The 15696-nt window shown below is 74.9% G+C and carries 13 protein-coding genes, 1 rRNA gene and 1 pseudogene; 3 read left to right on the forward strand and 12 right to left on the reverse strand.

Going from position 1 to position 15696, the window contains the following annotated elements; genetic code table 11:
* Window positions 1-118: 118 nt before the first annotated feature.
* The 3 genes from ACZ6EM_RS39720 to yczE all read right to left on the reverse strand — a co-directional run bounded on the left by ACZ6EM_RS39720 (window position 119) and on the right by yczE (window position 3905).
* A complete protein-coding gene (locus ACZ6EM_RS39720; RefSeq protein ID WP_465774609.1) occupies window positions 119-1297 on the reverse strand; it encodes a glycosyltransferase family 4 protein in 1179 nt (392 codons plus the stop codon).
* 165 nt (window positions 1298-1462) lie between these two features.
* A complete protein-coding gene (gene recN, locus ACZ6EM_RS39725; protein ID WP_401048631.1) occupies window positions 1463-3196 on the reverse strand; it encodes a DNA repair protein RecN in 1734 nt (577 codons plus the stop codon).
* An 88-nt stretch (window positions 3197-3284) separates the two neighbouring features.
* Window positions 3285-3905 (reverse strand): membrane protein YczE, encoded by a 621-nt coding sequence (gene yczE / locus ACZ6EM_RS39730; RefSeq protein ID WP_452180575.1) that lies wholly within the window; start codon window positions 3903-3905, stop codon window positions 3285-3287.
* 210 nt (window positions 3906-4115) lie between these two features.
* Between yczE and yczR the strand changes: the two genes are divergently transcribed.
* Window positions 4116-5615: a MocR-like transcription factor YczR gene (yczR, locus tag ACZ6EM_RS39735; protein WP_401048627.1), complete on the forward strand. Its 1500-nt coding sequence runs from the start codon at window positions 4116-4118 to the stop codon at window positions 5613-5615.
* 145 nt (window positions 5616-5760) lie between these two features.
* Here the strand turns inward: yczR and ACZ6EM_RS39740 are convergent, their stop codons facing one another.
* From ACZ6EM_RS39740 to ACZ6EM_RS39755, 4 genes are all read right to left on the reverse strand, one after another.
* Entirely contained in the window at window positions 5761-6666 is a 906-nt protein-coding gene (locus tag ACZ6EM_RS39740) for an NAD kinase (protein WP_401048625.1), read from the reverse strand.
* A gap of 93 nt (window positions 6667-6759) precedes the next feature.
* Window positions 6760-7566: a TlyA family RNA methyltransferase gene (locus ACZ6EM_RS39745; RefSeq protein ID WP_359899304.1), complete on the reverse strand. Its 807-nt coding sequence runs from the start codon at window positions 7564-7566 to the stop codon at window positions 6760-6762.
* Window positions 7567-7601: 35 nt separating this feature from the next.
* On the reverse strand, window positions 7602-7835 hold the full coding sequence (locus ACZ6EM_RS39750; RefSeq protein WP_359899185.1) for a hypothetical protein: 234 nt from the start codon (window positions 7833-7835) through the stop codon (window positions 7602-7604).
* Entirely contained in the window at window positions 7819-8748 is a 930-nt protein-coding gene (locus ACZ6EM_RS39755) for a hypothetical protein (protein WP_465774610.1), read from the reverse strand. The genes ACZ6EM_RS39750 and ACZ6EM_RS39755 overlap by 17 nt, the downstream gene beginning before the upstream one ends.
* A gap of 199 nt (window positions 8749-8947) precedes the next feature.
* Between ACZ6EM_RS39755 and ACZ6EM_RS39760 the strand changes: the two genes are divergently transcribed.
* On the forward strand, window positions 8948-9295 hold the full coding sequence (locus ACZ6EM_RS39760; protein WP_387734306.1) for an SCP2 sterol-binding domain-containing protein: 348 nt from the start codon (window positions 8948-8950) through the stop codon (window positions 9293-9295).
* 165 nt (window positions 9296-9460) lie between these two features.
* Here ACZ6EM_RS39760 and ACZ6EM_RS39765 read toward each other — a convergent pair whose 3' ends face one another.
* Together ACZ6EM_RS39765 and ACZ6EM_RS39770 are read right to left on the reverse strand one after the other, a co-directional pair.
* Window positions 9461-10498, reverse strand: coding sequence for an HAD-IIA family hydrolase (locus ACZ6EM_RS39765; protein WP_359899179.1), 1038 nt, complete (start codon window positions 10496-10498; stop codon window positions 9461-9463).
* A 203-nt stretch (window positions 10499-10701) separates the two neighbouring features.
* Window positions 10702-11415: a tetratricopeptide repeat protein gene (locus tag ACZ6EM_RS39770; protein ID WP_465774611.1), complete on the reverse strand. Its 714-nt coding sequence runs from the start codon at window positions 11413-11415 to the stop codon at window positions 10702-10704.
* A 92-nt stretch (window positions 11416-11507) separates the two neighbouring features.
* Here ACZ6EM_RS39770 and ACZ6EM_RS39775 point away from each other — a divergent pair, with 92 nt between their 5' ends.
* Complete coding sequence (locus ACZ6EM_RS39775) at window positions 11508-12878, forward strand: DUF1015 family protein (protein WP_387693572.1); 1371 nt, start codon at window positions 11508-11510, stop codon at window positions 12876-12878.
* A gap of 103 nt (window positions 12879-12981) precedes the next feature.
* Here the strand turns inward: ACZ6EM_RS39775 and ACZ6EM_RS39780 are convergent, their stop codons facing one another.
* The 3 genes and pseudogenes from ACZ6EM_RS39780 to rrf all read right to left on the reverse strand — a co-directional run.
* A complete protein-coding gene (locus ACZ6EM_RS39780) occupies window positions 12982-13857 on the reverse strand; it encodes a tetratricopeptide repeat protein (RefSeq protein ID WP_465774612.1) in 876 nt (291 codons plus the stop codon).
* Between the two features lie 369 nt (window positions 13858-14226).
* Window positions 14227-14871 (reverse strand): annotated as a pseudogene (locus ACZ6EM_RS39785) (hypothetical protein); the annotation flags it as partial.
* 739 nt (window positions 14872-15610) lie between these two features.
* A 5S ribosomal RNA gene (gene rrf / locus ACZ6EM_RS39790) occupies window positions 15611-15696 on the reverse strand; the annotation flags it as partial.

Consider the following 15696-nt stretch of genomic DNA (forward strand, 5'->3'; position numbering starts at 1 on the left):
TGACGCCATGTCACCACCCGGAGCGCGGAGAACACCGAAACTGTGACGCGAAGCGCCTCACGTGGCGACCGCAGATCTCAAGACCAGCTCACTAGCGGGCCACCGTCCGGGAGCCGGTCTAGCCGCGCTGCACCAGCTCGTCGTAGGTGCTGAGCACCTGGGCGACGGTGGCGGCCTCGTCCGGCCAGGTCTCGGCCTGCTGCCGGCCGGCCGTCACCAGCTGCTCGCGGCGGGCCGGGTCGGCCAGCAGGGCGCGCACCGCGAGACCGAGCGCCGCCGGGTCGCCGGGGGGCACCAGTACGGCGGCGTCGCCGACCAGTTCGGGGATGCCGCCGACGGCGGTGGCGACCACCGGCACGCCCGCCCGCATCGCCTCCTGCACCACCAGCGAGCGGGCCTCCCAGCGGCTGGAGATCACCACCACGTCGGCGGCGGCCAGCAGGTCGGGCACGTCGGTGCGGTAGCCGAGCAACCGCACCGGCAGCTTCTCCGCGGCCGTCCGCTCGCGCAGCACGCCCGCCTCCGGGCCGTCCCCGGCGAGCAGTACCAGCGGCTCCGGGTCCAGCGCGGACAGCTCCCGGGTGGCGTCCAGCAGCACTCCGAAGGCCTTCTGCGGGACGAGCCGGCCGACCGCCAGCACCAGCGGGCGGTCCGGGTCCGCGCCGAGCAGCGCGGCACGGGCCTCGGTGCGGGCGAGCTGCCCCTCGGGCATCGGCGGGGCCGCCACCGGGCCCAGCCGGGCGTCGGTGGCGCCCAGTTCGCGGGCCCGGGCGACCAGGTCGGAGGAGGCGCCGAGAACCAGGTCGGCGGCGCGCGCCACCCGGCGCTCCATCAGCCGCTGCAGCCGGCGCTCCATCCCGGTGGCCAGCAGCGCGTGGTGCGAGGTGACCACCAGCGGGGTCTCCGGGCGCAGGCCCGGGAAGCGGCCGGCGGTGCGCAGCGCCAGGTCGGACAGCAGCCCGGCGCGCAGCCCGTGGGCGTGCACCACGTCGGCGCCGGTGAAGGCCCGGCGCAGCTCGCCGATCGCGGTGGCGTCGCTGCGGGCGCCCGCGGTGGGGGTGATGTCGACGGTGTGGCACCTGGCACCCGTGCGGGAGAAGCCGAACAGCGCGTCCGCGCCGGCCGGCGCGCAGACCGTGACGTTCACTCCGTGCGCGACCAGGCCCTGGGCCAGGGAGCGCACGTGCGCACCGATGCCGCCGGTGCTGGCGGCCAGGACGAGTACCACGTGCAGCTGCCCCGGTTCGGGGACGGCCGCGGTGGCCCGGGCGGCGGAATGGTCCACGTCGTCTCGCATCCGACTCGATCAGGTTCGCGCGCCGCCTCGCGAGGATTGCCCGCCCGGCGGCGCTCGGGGCTGGAAAGCCAGTGTCCAGGCGCCACCATGCCAGGTCGGCGGCCCTCTTGGACAGTCGGCGCCACCGGGCGCGTCGCCGGTGTCCGAGGGGGCCGCCGGCGCCGGCTACCGGCGGCGCGGGGCCCGCGCGGCGGCCAACAGCTCCTCGGCGTGGGCGCGGCCCAGCTCCGAGTCCTCCAGGCCGGCCAGCATCCGGGAGAGTTCGCGCACCCGCTCCTCGTCGTTCAGCACCTTGACGCCGCTGCGGGTCACGGTGCCGTCGTTGGTCTTCACCACCACCAGGTGCCGGTCGGCGAACGCGGCGACCTGCGGGAGGTGGGTGACCACCACGACCTGGGCGGACTCGGCCAGCTTGGCCAGCCGGCGGCCGATCTCGACCGCGGCCTTGCCGCCGACGCCCGCGTCCACCTCGTCGAACAGGTAGGTGGGGACGGGGTCGGCGCCCGCGAAGACCACCTCGACGGCGAGCATCACGCGGGACAGCTCACCGCCGGAGGCGCCCTTGGCGATCGGGCGCGGCTGGGCGCCCGGGTGCGGGGCCAGCAGCACCTCCACCTCGTCCACGCCGTGCGGACCGTAGGCGACGGTGCGCCCGCCGACCTCGATCCCGGCCAGGTCGTCGACCTGGCCGATCGAGAAGGTCACCCGGGCGTGCGGCATGGCCAGTTCGGCGAGTTCCGCGGAGACCGCCTCGGCGAACCGTCCGGCCGCGGCGTGCCGGGCCCGCGAGACCTCGGCGGCCAGCTCGGCCAGCTCGGCCCGCAGCTCGGTCTCCCGGGCGCCCAGCTCGTCGATCCGGTCGTCGTCGCCGTCGAGTTCGGCGAGCCGCACCGCCCCGGCCTCGGCCCAGGCGATCACCTCGGCGAGCGAGTTCTCCTCGCCGCCGTACTTGCGCAGCAGCTGGGCCAGTACGGCCCGGCGGTCCTCGACGGCGGACAGGCGCACCGGGTCGGCGTCCAGGTCGTCCGCGTAGCCGGCCAGGTCGCCGGCCACGTCGGCGAGCAGGTAGCCGACCTCGTTGAGGCGGTCGGCCAGGGCGGCCAGCCGCTCGTCGTGATGGCGCACGGCGTCCAGGGCCCGGCGGGACTGGGCGAGCAGGGTGCCCGCGTCCAGCGCCTCCGGGTCGACCGGGTCGCCGGCCAGGGCGGCGTGGGCCAGGGTCGCGGCGGAGGACAGCGCGTCGGCGTGGCCGAGCCGCTCGGCCTCGGCGGCCAGCTCCGCGTCCTCGCCGGCCACCGGCTCGGCTGCGGCGATCTCGTCCAGGCCGAAGCGCAGCAGATCGGCCTCCTGGGCGCGCTCGCGGGCCCGGGTGGTCAGCTCCTCCAGGGTCGCGGAGACCTCGCGCAGGACGCGGTAGGTCTCCCGGTAGCGGGCCAGCGGCCCGGCCACCGAGGCGCCCGCGTACCGGTCCAGCGCGCCGCGCTGGCGGGCCGGGCGCAGCAGGCGTTGCTGGTCGGTCTGGCCGTGCACGGCGATCAGGTCCTCGCCGAGCTCGGCGAGCAGCCCGACCGGGACGGACCGGCCGCCGACGTGCGCCCGGGAGCGGCCCTCGGCGGAGACGGTCCGGCTGATCAGCAGCGCGCCGTCGTCCAGTTCGGCCCCCGCCTCGATCGCGCGGGCCGCCGCCGGGGAGTCGGCGGGCAGCTCAAGCCGGCCCTCCACGACGGCGCGTCCGGTGCCGTTGCGCACCAGGCCCGGGTCGGCGCGGCCGCCGAGCAGCAGGCCCAGGCTCGTCACGACCATGGTCTTTCCGGCGCCGGTCTCACCGGTCACGGCGGTGAAGCCGGGGGCGAGTTCGACCACCGCGTCGTCGATGACCCCAAGATCCCGTATCCGCATCTCGTCCAACACGGAGACGACCTTACGAGGTTCCGCCCCCGGCGCGCGACGAACGACAACGGCGCGCGGCAACTCCGTGCCCGGAAGTTCATCCCTTCCGGGAGTCCTCGGCGGCCACCGGCACGGTGCACCAGCGCAGGAAGAGCTGCGCCATCGGGCCGATGGCCAGCGCGTACGCGACGGTGCCGACCCCGGCGGTGCCGCCGAGCAGCACACCGGCGGTGAGGACCGTCACCTCGATGCCGGTCCGGAGAAGTCGCAGCGAACGGCCGGTGCGCCGGTGCAGGCCGGTCATCAGGCCGTCGCGCGGGCCGGGGCCGAGCCGGGCGCCGATGTAGAGGCCGGTGGCCAGGCCGTTGAGGGCGATCGCCCCGGCCGACAGCGCGATCCGGGCGGGCAGGGCGCCGGGGCCGCCGACGACCCGCAGGGTGAGGTCCATGGCCGCGCCGATCAGCAGCACGTTGGCGACGGTGCCCAGGCCGGGGCGCTGGCGCAGCGGGATCCACAGCAGCAGGACGAGGGCGCCGCAGATCGTCACCCAGGCGCCGACCGACAGCCCGACGGTGCGCTGCAGACCCTGGTGCAGGACGTCCCAGGGGTCGAGGCCGAGGCCGGAGCGGAGCATCAGCGCCATGCTCACGCCGTACAGGACGAGGCCGGCGAACAGCTGCGGTATCCGGCGGCCGAGGGCGTGGGTGTCGCCGAACACCCGGACGGCGAGGCTCCGCCCGGCGGCCGGTGCGGGGGTGGTGGTGGCGGCCGATGTCGGTGTGGTCGTGGTGGCCAAGGCTTGCTCCTGCGGTGGTGCTGCACCACCGGGACACCCGGTGGTGGCGGCCGGCACGGCCGCCCTGCCATGATGGCCAGTCCAAAGCGGCCTTCTCCAGGGCCAATCTCTAGCAAGTGGACTTATTCAGCCATGGTCGACTGGCACACCACCGTCACCCCGCCCGCCCTGGCGCGGCTGCTCGCCACCGCCCGGCTCCCCGAGCCGGCCGCCGCCCGCCGCCCCGCCTACCGCACCCTGGCCGGACAGATCCGGCTGCTGGTCACCGAGGGCCGGCTGCCGGTCGGCGCCCGGCTGCCCGCCGAACGCGAGCTGGCCACCGCCCTCGCGATGAGCCGCACCACCGTCGCCACCGCGTACGAGACCCTGCGCGGCGACGGCTACCTGCGCAGCCGGCGCGGCGCGGGCAGCTGGACCGCCCTGCCCGAGGGCGCCCCGCCACCCAGCGAGGCCCTGCACCCCGTCCCGCCGGACGAGCAGAGCCGCATGCTGGACCTCGGCGTCGCCGCCCCGCCCGCCCCGCAGCCCTGGGTCGGCCAGGCCGCCGCCCGGGCCGTCGAACAACTGCCGCACTACGCCGCCGGACACGGCCACTACCCCACCGGCGTCCCGGTGCTGCGCGAGGCCGTCGCCCGCCGCTTCACCGAGCGCGGACTGCCCACCACCCCCGACCAGATCCTGATCACCACCGGCGCCATGGGCGCCCTGCACCTGCTCCAGCGGGCCCTGATCGGCCGCGGCGACCGGGTCGCCGTCGAGGCGCCCAGCTACGCGAACACCCTGCAGGCGCTGCGGCTGGCCGGCGCGCGCCTGGTCCCGGTGCCGTACGCCTGGACTCCGCGGCCCACCTGGGACCTCGACGAGTGGCGGCGGGTGCTGCGCGGCGCCGGCCCCAAGGTCGCCTACCTGATCCCGGACTTCCACAACCCGACCGGCACCCTGATCGACGAGGAACAGCGCCGCGAACTGCTGGCCGCCGCCCGGGCCGCCGGAAGCATCGTGCTGGCGGACGAGACCACCGCCGAACTCGGCTGGGGCGTCCCGCCCTCCACCCCGCTGCCGCGCCCCATGGCCGCACTGGACCGCTCCGCCCAGGTGGTCACCGTCGGCTCGGCGGGCAAGCTGCTCTGGGGCGGTCTGCGGATCGGCTGGGTCCGGGCCGCGCCGGCGCTGGTGCGCCGACTGGCCACCGAGCGGGTCTACAGCGACGTCGGCACCCCGGTGCTGGACCAGCTGATCGCCGCCGAACTGCTGGGCGAACTGCTGCCCGATGTCCGGGAGCACCAGCTGACCCGGCTGCGGGCCACCGCGCGGGCCTTCGCCGCCGCGCTGCCCGAACGGCTGCCCGACTGGAGCTTCACCATGCCGACCGGCGGTCTCTCGCTGTGGGTCTCCACCGGCGGCCTGTCCGGCGCCGCGCTGGCCCGGGCCGGGGAGCGCGGCGGGGTCCGGATCGCCTCGGGAAACCGCTTCGGCTCGGACGGCGCCTTCGAGCACCACATCCGTCTCCCGGTCACCGTGCCCGCCGCGACCGTCCCCGCCGCCGTCGAACGCCTCGCCGCCCTGGCCGCCCAGGCGGCGGCCGACGGACGGCTCGAACCGGCCGACGAGGCCCAGCCGCTGGCTGTCTGACAGCTCGTCAGCGACATGCGATCGGCCGGTGCGCGACCCCGGGACAGGCGAAAGCCCCTGGCGCGTACCGGCCTCGGCGCATCCGGACGAGCCGCGGCCGGCCGCCCACCGGCCTGCCGGTGGGCGGGCCTCCCACCGGGAGGTGCTAGCAGTGGCCGGCCCGGCCGCGCCAACCCGTCACCGGCAGCGCGAACTTGGCCACCAGCCGGTCGGTGAACGGCGCCCGGTGCAGCCTCGCCAGCCGCACCGGAGTCCGGCCCCGACGGACCTCCACCCGCGCCCCGGCGGGCAGTTCGACCGAACGCCGCCCGTCGCACCAGAGCACACCGTGCGGCGTCTTGGGCTGCACCTCGACCGCCAGCACCGACTCCGGCGAGGTCACCAGCGGGCGGGCGAACAGCGCGTGCGCGGAGATCGGCACCATCAGCAGCGCCTCCACCTCCGGCCACACCACCGGCCCGCCGCCGGAGAACGCGTACGCGGTGGAGCCGGTCGGCGTCGCGCACACCACGCCGTCACAGCCGAAGTTGGAGACCGGGCGGCCATCCACCTCGGTCACCACCTCCAGCATCCGCTCCCGCGCCGCCTTCTCGATCGAGGCCTCGTTCAGCGCCCAGTCCTCGTGGACCACATCGCCGTTGGTGCGGACGATGACATCGATCGTCATCCGCTCCTCGACCTCGTAGTCCGCGTCCACCACCCGCTCCACCACCACGGCCAGGTCGTCCCGCTCGGCCTCGGCGAGGAAGCCCACCCGGCCCAGGTTGATCCCGAGCATCGGCAGCCCGTGCGAGCGCGCCAGCTCCGCCCCGCGCAGCAGCGTCCCGTCCCCGCCGGCCACCAGGATCAGCTCGCAGCCGTCCGCCGCCCCGGGGCCCTCCGCCATCTTCTCGACGCCCTCCGGCAGGTCCAGGTCGACCGCCTCGGTCTCCAGCAGTCTGATCCGAAGACCCGCCTTCAGCAGCCCGTGCACCAGGGCCTCGACGCTGCGCAGCGCCGCCTCCCGGCCCGTGTGCGCGATCAGGAAGACCGTACGTTCTTCATCGCTCATGCCGCTGCCCTCTCCCTAACGCCTGCCGGGTCGCCCTTGGCCCCGGTGCGGCCGCGCCATACGGCATGACGGGCCGGACGCTCGCAAGGCACCCTACCGGGGCCCCTCCGCCACGGCCCGGTCCGCCTCCGCGGGGTCCAGCTGCGGGGCGTCCCGGCGCAGCCAGAGGAAGTACTCGACGTTGCCGGACGGCCCCGGCAGGGGGCTCGCGGTGACCGCGCGCACGCCCAGCCCGAGCTCCCACGCCTGCCCCGCGACCTGGCGCACCATCTCGGCGCGCAGCTGCGGGCTGCGCACCACGCCACCGCTGCCCAGACGCTCCTTGCCGATCTCGAACTGGGGCTTGACCATCAGCACCAGGTCGGCGTCCCCGGCCGCGCAGGAGGCGAGGGCCGGGAGCACCAGGCCCAGCGAGATGAACGACAGGTCGCCCACCACCAGGTCCACCGGGGTGCCGCCGATCAGGTCCGGGGTCAGCTCGCGCACATTGGTGCGGTCCATCACGGTGACCCGGTCGTCGCTCTGCAGCGACCAGGCCAGCTGCCCGTACCCGACGTCCACCGCCAGCACCCGCGCGGCCCCGGCCCGCAGCAGCACGTCGGTGAAGCCGCCGGTGGAGGCGCCCGCGTCCAGCGCCCGGCGGCCCTCGACCACCAGGCCCTGCGGTACGAAGGCCGCGAACGCGCCGGCGAGCTTGTGGCCGCCGCGCGAGACGTAGTCGGGGTCGTTGTCGTCCTTGGCCACCACGACCGCCGCCGAGGTCTCCACCTGGGTGGCCGGCTTGGTCGCGGTGGTGCCGCCGACGGTCACCCGGCCGGCCGCGATCAGCTCGGACGCGTGCTCACGCGATCGGGCCAGCTTGCGGCGGACCAGTTCCGCGTCGAGTCGGCGTCGTGCCACTGCCACTGGTGTTCAGCTCCTACGGATCCTGCGGGTCATTCCTGATCGAGCGCGGCCAGTGTGTCGACCAGCCGCTGGTGAACATCTTCGTACACCGCGACGTGTGCCTCGGCCGGGACCCCGTCCAGAGCCTCCAGCCGGGCCAGGCCAGCGTCCACTCCGGGGTGGCCGGTGAGGACCGGCTCGACGCCCAGCGGCTCCACGGGGGCGATCATGTCCGACGCCCCGGCGTCCCGGACGGACTCGGGCGGTTCACTCGTCCCGGGCATCGGGCTTCTTCGTGCTGGTGGCCTTGCGGACGGTGGTCTTCCTGGTCGCGGCACGCTTCGCGGGCGTCCCGGACCGGGTGGCGGCCTCGGACCGGGCCTCGGTCTGCTTGGCGGTGGCGGTCTTCTTGACGGTCGTCGTCTTCTTCTTCGCGGTGGCCTTCCCGGCCGCCGTCCCCTTCCTGGCCGTCCCCTTCCCGGCCGTCCCCGTCGTCGCCGGCTTCTCGGCCGCGCTCTTCCTCGGTGTGCTCTTCTTGGCTGCGCTCTTCTTCGCCGGACTCTCCCCGGCGGCACTCTCCTCGGCCGCGGGCTCCTTGGCCGGGCCCTTCTTCGCCAGGCCCTCCCCGGCGGCGCTCTCCTCGGCCGCGGGCGCCTCCGGCGGGACCGGGGCGGCCCGGGACACGGGCGGAACCGGTGGATCGACCTCGACCGGCTCGTCCACCTCCACCCGCTCGGCGACTATCGGCTCCCCCGTCGCCGGGACCGCCGAGCGCTCCTCCTCGAACTCCCAGCCGCGCCCGAACAGGTCACCGGCCCGCGGCGCCGGCACCGGCTCCTCGGCCTCGTACGACTCCGGCCCGGACCCGGCCGCCGGGGCCTCCTCCTCGACCTCGCGCAGCTTGGTCTCCAGGTACGCCAGCACCACGCCGACCTTGGTCACCTGGTCGCCGACCTTCTCGAAGACCTTCTCCGCCTCGTTGCACGCCACACCGACCGCCAGGTCCACCCCGGCGCGCCCGGCGGTGACCGCCTCCCCGGCCAGGGTCTGCAAGGTCTCCACCGACGGCGGGAACTGGCCGCCCAGCCGGCGCTCGACCCCGGCGACGTCCACCCCGGCCTTCTCCAGGATCGAGGTCGCCGTCCCGACGACCAGCTTGCCGACCTCCTCGACCACTCCGGCGGCGGTCTCCACCACTCCCCGAACCGTCCTCGGCAGCATCCGGGTGCCTCCCAATCGCGTACGCGCGTCGCTCCGTCGCCCTCAGTACCCGGGCCGTTCCGGGCACCCCACGGACGACGTCCGGGCACCCCACGGACGACGCTACCGCCAAAACCCGCCTGAGGTACCGTGGCCCGCAGTCAGCACCGTAGCGACCGGGGGAGGGAGCCGCCCCGTGGCGAACGCCGAGGAGTGCCGGGAGGCACTGGAGCAGCTCAGCCGGAACATGGCGAAGTCCACCGGCGACGTCCGCAAGGCCGCGGCCCTCGACCGTTCGCTCAGCTGCCGGATCACCGACCTCGACCTGACCTTCACCGGGCGACTGCGCGACGGCCGGATCCAGGACATGGTGGTCTCCCCCGGCGCCCCGGCCGGGAAGGCGGAGATCCGGCTCACCATGACCAGCGACGACCTGGTCGCACTGGTCGGCGGGCGGCTCGGCTTCGCCTCCGCCTGGGCGAGCGGCCGGGTCAGGCTGGAGGCGGGCTTCCGCGACCTGCTGCGACTGCGCACCCTGCTCTGAGCCGGGCCGCCGAACCGGTCCCGAGTTCGGCCGCCGGGCCCGTCCCGGACCGTCCCGGTGCCGTCGGACCCGGCCGTCGGACCCGGCCGTCGGACCCGGCCGTCGGACCCGGCCGTCGGACCCGGCGCTGCCGAGGGCGGCCCCGGGTCGACCGCCGACCTGTTCTCAGAACCCCAGATCGGCCAGCGCCTTGCGGCCGTCCACCGGCGCGCCGCCCGCGTCCAGCACCGTCCACGCCGCCGCGCACAGCGCCCGCAGGCCGTCCCAGCGGTCCCCCGCCCCGGACAGTCGCAGCACACCGGCCTCGACGCCCGCGACCCAGCCGCCGCACCCGAAGCCGCCGTCCACGGCCGCCACCGCGGGGTGGGGGACGAGCAGTCCGCGCAGGTCGGCGGCCAGGTAGGTCGGCCGGTGCTCGACCGGGGCCGCCAGCAGCAGCTCCGGGGTGGTCACCCCGGTGAACACCAGCAGGCTGTCCACCCCGCCGTTGAACGCGCCCTCGATGTCGGTGTCCAGCCGGTCCCCGACCACCAGCGGACGCTCCGCACCGGTACGCAGCACGGTCTCCCGGTGCATCGGCGGCAGCGGCTTGCCCGCCACCTCCGGCTCCACCCCGGTCGCCGCCCGCACCGCCGCCACCAGGGTGCCGTTGCCGGGCGCGATGCCACGGGCCCTCGGCACCGTCAGGTCCAGGTTGGACGCCACCCACGGCAGACCGCTCTGCACGGCGTACGAGGCCTCCGCCAGGTCCGTCCACCCCACCGAGGGGTCGAAGCCCTGGACCACCGCGAGCGGACCGTCGGCCAACGAGCGGACCGCGACCAGCCCCAGCTCGGCCAGCGCCTCCTCCAGTCCGAGCCCGCCCACGACCAGCACCTTCGAGCCGGCCGGCACCTTCTCGGCGACCAGCCGGGCGGCGGCCTGGGCCGAGTTGATCACGTCGGCCGGCTCGGCCGGGACGCCCAGCTCGGTCAGGTGCTCCGCCACCACCCGCGGCGGGCGGGAGGCGTTGTTGGTCACGTAGGCGAGCCGCATCCCGGCCGTGCGGGCGGCGTCCAGCGCGTCCACCGCGTGCTCGATCGCGTGCGCGCCCGCGTAGACCACGCCGTCCAGGTCCAGCAGCGCGGTGTCGTACGCGTCGGTCAGCGGCCGCTCGCTGCCGCCGGGGGCGGTCCGTCGCACGGGGGTGGCCGTCTCGGTCATGGCTGCGCTACCTCATTCACTGCGTCGTCGTTCACTGCGTCGTCCGCGCCGCACGTCCTCGTGCGGCGCGGCTTCCGTCACTCGTGCGTGGCGGAGCCTGTCACGGCGTCCGTCACTGGTCCGCCACGGTTTCCGTCACTGGTCCGCCACGGTCTCCGTCGCGGAGTCCGTCACGGTGTACGGCCGGTCCTCGCGCCGACCGGTCAGGCGCCGTCGTCGGCACCGTTGCCCGCGCCGGCGTCGCCCGCCGACCCTCCGGCCGGGCCCTCGGCACCCGCCGGGGGCGCCGCGTACCCGGGTGCTCCCGGCAGCAGCGGGCCGTACGCCCCGGCCCGGGCCGCCAGGGTCGCGCGGGTCTGCCGCAGCGCCTGCCGGTAGTGGTCGCTCTCCGGCCGCATCGCCACGGCCAGCGCCAGGTGCTCGGCGGAAGTCTCGAAATCGCCCAGCCGGGCCGCCGCGACACCCCACCCGAACTGAGCGTAGTCGTCCGCCGGGTCCGCGAGCGCCACGGCACGGAAGTTCCCCAGGGCCGCCGCGTACGAGCCCGCGTCGAACTGGGCCCGCGCCAACGCCTCCCGGATGCTGCGCGAGTGCGGCTCGGCCGCCACCGCCCGGGCGAGCAGTTGCTCGGCGGCCGCCGGATGCCCCTGGGCCAGCAGCTGGGCACCCCTGCGGAACCAGTCGTACACGTCCCCGGCGGGCTCCCCGGAACGGCTCTGCCGCGGCACCCCTCCGACCCCGGTACCGTCGACCCCCGCGCTGCCGGCCCCTGCGCCGCCGCCCGGTGCTTCGTCGCCCGGTGCACGGCCCGGCACGCCGCCGGCCGGAGCATCCCCGCGGGTGGCACCGACCGGCCCGACCGGTCCGCCCGACTCGACCGGGCCGCCGCCGTCCACCCGTTCCTGCCCGTCGTCCATGCCGTACCTCGCCCTCGGTCGCACACCCGGCCCACGACTCGGCACGGGCATTCCGATCTCTCAACAACGCGTACCCGGTTACGATGCCCAGAATGAGCACACCCAGTGCAGAAGACGGAGTCGAGACTCCCGAGGGCGGCCCCGGTGATCCCGGGCACGTCGCCACCGCCGGCCTGTCCCTGTCCCCCTTCCGCGGCCTGCGCTACGTCCCCGACCGGGTCGGCGCCCTGGCCGCGGTGATGTCCCCGCCGTACGACGTCGTGGATCCGGGCCGCCGGCTCGACCTGGAGACCGCCGACCCGCACAACGTGGTCCGGCTGATCCTTCCCAGGCCCGAACCCGAGGACGCCGGCGACCGCCCCGACCGCGACACCCGCTACCGGCACGCCGCCCGGCTCCTGGCCGCCTGGCAACGCGAGGGCATCCTGGCCGCCGACCCCGAGCCCGCGCTCTACGTCTACGAGCAACGGGTGCCGGCCACCGACGACTCCCCCGAACTGCTCCAGCGCGGCCTGATCGGCGCCCTCGCGGTGAGCGGCCGCGAGGGCGGCGTGGTGCTCCCGCACGAGGACGTGATGCCGCGGCCGGTCGCCGACCGGGTCGGCCTGATGCGCACCACCCGGGCCAACCTGGAACCGCTGCTGCTCACCTACCGGGGCAACGGCGGCGCCTCCGGCGTGATCGAACGGACGGTCGAGCGCGAGCCGCTGCTCTCCACCGCCACCAGCGACGGCACCCATCACCGGCTGTGGGCGGTCACCGACCCCGCCGAGATCGCCGGGATCAGCCGCGACCTCGCCACCTGCCGGGCGCTGATCGCCGACGGCCACCACCGCTGGGAGATGTACCTGCGCCTCCAGCGCGAGCACCGCCACCTGCCGCGCAGCCCCTGGGACCGCGGCCTGGTGCTCCTGGTGGACACCGCCCGCTACCCGCTGCGGGTCCGCGCCATCCACCGCGTGCTGTACCGGCTGCCGGTGGCCGAGGCACTGGAGCGGCTCGGCGACCAGTGGAAGGTCAAGGAGGTACCCGGGCCGCTGTCCGCCGCGCTCCAGGCCCTCGCCGAGCAGAAGCGGCACGGCGGCAACGGCTTCGTCCTCACCGGCGGCGACGGTGTCTACTGGCTGCTCGGCGAGCCCGAGGAGTCCCTGCTCGACGCCACCGTGCCGCAGGGCCGGCCCGAGGAGTGGCGCCACCTGGATGCCACCGTCCTGCACGCCACCCTGCTGGACCACACCTGGCACGTCCCCGACGGCCCGGACGACATCGGCTACCTGCACACCGCCGTGGCCGCCGAGCAGGAGGCCGCGCGCACCGGCGGCACCGCCGTCCTGCTGCACCCGGTCCGGGAGTCGGTGGTGAGACGGCTGGCCGAACAGGGCGTCACCATGCCGCGCAAGTCCACCTCCTTCGGGCCGAAGCCGGCCACTGGGCTGGTGCTGCGCAACCTCGCGCTGGGCTGACGACGACGCCGGGCCGGACACCGGGCCGGAACGCCGTGAGGCCCTGCCGTTCCCCGGGATTCCAGGGAACGGCAGGGCCTCACGGCATTGCCCGGGGAGCTGCTCAGCTCTTGTCGGCGACGGCCTCGGCGCCAGCGTCGGCTTCGGCCTTGGTGTCCTGGACCTCCTGGACGCGCTCGGGGACGACGCCGTCGAAGTCCTCGTCGATCTCCAGGTCGTCCTCGTCGTAGAACTCCTCGACGTCCTCCTCGTCCTCGAAGATCACGCGGTCGTCGGCGTTGTCGCCGCCACCGCGCTTCTTCGCCGGCGCATCCGTCGACTCGGTCTCGTCCTCGGCCAGCTCCGGGTCGAGCGTGTCGATGAACTCCACGCCGTCGATCTCGGCGAGCCGCTCCGAGGCGTTGGTGGTGCCGTCGGTGTCGGCCTCGGCGGCCTTGGCGAACCAGTCACGGGCCTCGTCGGCCCGGCCGGCCGCGATCAGGGCCTCGGCGTAGGCGTACCGCAGGCGCGCGGTCCACGCGTGCACGGCGCTGGAAGCCAGCTCCGGGCTCTGCAGCGTCACCACGGCAGCGTCGAACTGCTCCATGTCGCTGCGGGCACCGGCCGCCACGAGACGCATCTCGACCTGGCCGGCCTTGTCCAGCTGCTTCACCTCGGGCTCACCGGCCATCGCCAGCGCCCGCTCCGGGCGGCCCAGACCGCGCTCGCAGTCGGCCATCACCGGCCACAGGTCCGCCCGGCCGGTCATCCGACGGGCGGCGCGGAACTCGGTCAGCGCCTCGGAGTAACGCTGCGTCATGTACGAGGCGAAACCGGCCGCCTCACGGACCGCCGCCACGCGGGAGGCCAGACGGAGCGCGACACGCGAGTACTGGTAGGCCTCCTCCGGCTCGCTGTCGAGCATGCGGGCCACCATCACCAGGTTGCGGGCGACGTCGTCCGCGAGGGTCTTGGGCAGGCTCTTGAGCTCCTGGCGCACGTCCGCGTCCAGCTCGAAGCCGGTGATGTCCTCCGGGATCGGCAGACGCTTGACGGGCTCGTAGTTGCCCCGGCGGTCGTCGTAGTCCCGACGGTCACCGCCGCGGTCGTCACGATCCCGACCGTAGCCGCCGCCCTGGCGGTCGTCACGACGGAAACCACTCGGGCGGTCGTCACGGCGGAAGCCACCGCGGTCACCGCCGGACGGACGGTCGTCACGGCGGAAGCCACCACCGGAGGGGCGGTCGCCGCGGTCACGGTTGAAGCCACCACCGGAGGGACGGTCGTCACGACGGAAACCACCGCGCTCGCCACCACGGTCGTCACGGTCACGGCCGTAGCCACCACCGGTCGGGCGGTCGTCACGACGCGGACGGTCGTCACGGTCACGGTTGAAACCACCGGACGGGCGGTCGTCACGGCGGAAGCCACCGCGGTCACCGCCAGACGGACGGTCGTCGCGACGGAAGCCACCACCGGTCGGGCGGTCGCCGCGGTCACGGTTGAAACCGCCACCGGAGGGACGGTCGTCACGACGGAAACCACCGCGGTCGCCGCCGCGGTCGTCACGGTCACGGTTGAAACCACCGGACGGGCGGTCGTCACGGCGGAAGCCACCGCGGTCACCGCCAGACGGACGGTCGTCGCGACGGAAGCCACCACCGGTCGGGCGGTCGCCGCGGTCACGGTTGAAACCGCCACCGGAGGGACGGTCGTCACGACGGAAACCACCGCGGTCGCCGCCGCGGTCGTCACGGTCACGGTTGAAACCACCGGACGGACGGTCGTCACGACGGAAACCACCGCGGTCGCCGCCGCGGTCGTCACGGTCACGGTTGAAACCACCGGACGGACGGTCGTCACGACGGAAGCCACCGCGCTCGCCACCACGGTCGTCACGGTCACGGCCGTAGCCACCACCGGTCGGGCGGTCACCGCGGTCACGGTTGAAGCCACCACCGGAGGGACGGTCGTCACGACGGAAACCACCACCGGAGGGGCGGTCGCCGCGGTCACGGTTGAAACCGCCACCGGAGGGACGGTCGTCACGACGGAAACCACCGCGGTCGCCGCCGCGGTCGTCACGGTCACGGCCGTAGCCACCACCGGTCGGGCGGTCGTCACGACGGAAGCCACCGCGCTCGCCACCACGGTCGTCACGGTCACGGCCGTAGCCACCACCGGTCGGGCGGTCACCGCGGTCACGGTTGAAGCCACCACCGGAGGGACGGTCGTCGCGACGGAAACCACCGCGCTCGCCACCACGGTCGTCACGGTCACGGCCGTAGCCACCACCGGTCGGGCGGTCGTCACGACGCGGACGGTCGTCACGGTCGTCACGACGGTAACCACCGGAGGGACGGTCGTCGCGGCGGAAACCACCGGACGAACGGTCGTCACGGCGGTCATCGCGACGGGAGCCGCCACGGTCGTTGGACCAGCCCCCGCGGGACCGGGGCTCGTAGCCTCGGCCGTCGTCCGATCGGCGCTCGGGACGGCCCTGGGGCTCGTTCGACATCGTGGTGACTCCTTCTGCTGCTTCAGCTCCACCGCGGACGGAGCATCATGCGACTCTGCTCCCGCCACGCGGTTTCGACGCCGGCCTGCTGGCCTGCGTACCTTCTCCATTGTCCGGCATGCCAGGAGCGTCCGCGTCTGGGCGGAAGTCCCGTTCTGCCGGTCTTCTTCACGTTCGCAAAACACAAAAAGGCCGCGGCCCCAGCGAGTCGCTGGGGCCGCGGCCTTGAATAATTGTTCGGCGGCGTCCTACTCTCCCACAGGGTCCCCCCTGCAGTACCATCGGCGCTGTAAGGCTTAGCTTCCGGGTTCGGAATGTAAC

It is taken from the genome of Kitasatospora sp. NPDC041917 (assembly GCF_055589745.1).

Excerpts from the sequence above, each read along its gene's own strand:
- ACZ6EM_RS39775 (WP_387693572.1), top strand. The coding sequence starts at position 11,508 with ATGAGCACACCCAGTGCAGAAGACGGAGTCGAGACTCCCGAGGGCGGC.
- ACZ6EM_RS39770 (WP_465774611.1), bottom strand. The coding sequence starts at position 11,415 with ATGGACGACGGGCAGGAACGGGTGGACGGCGGCGGCCCGGTCGAGTCG.
- recN (WP_401048631.1), bottom strand. The coding sequence starts at position 3,196 with ATGCGGATACGGGATCTTGGGGTCATCGACGACGCGGTGGTCGAACTC.
- yczR (WP_401048627.1), top strand. The coding sequence starts at position 4,116 with ATGGTCGACTGGCACACCACCGTCACCCCGCCCGCCCTGGCGCGGCTG.
- ACZ6EM_RS39720 (WP_465774609.1), bottom strand. The coding sequence starts at position 1,297 with ATGCGAGACGACGTGGACCATTCCGCCGCCCGGGCCACCGCGGCCGTC.
- ACZ6EM_RS39750 (WP_359899185.1), bottom strand. The coding sequence starts at position 7,835 with ATGCCCGGGACGAGTGAACCGCCCGAGTCCGTCCGGGACGCCGGGGCG.
- ACZ6EM_RS39765 (WP_359899179.1), bottom strand. The coding sequence starts at position 10,498 with ATGACCGAGACGGCCACCCCCGTGCGACGGACCGCCCCCGGCGGCAGC.
- ACZ6EM_RS39740 (WP_401048625.1), bottom strand. The coding sequence starts at position 6,666 with ATGAGCGATGAAGAACGTACGGTCTTCCTGATCGCGCACACGGGCCGG.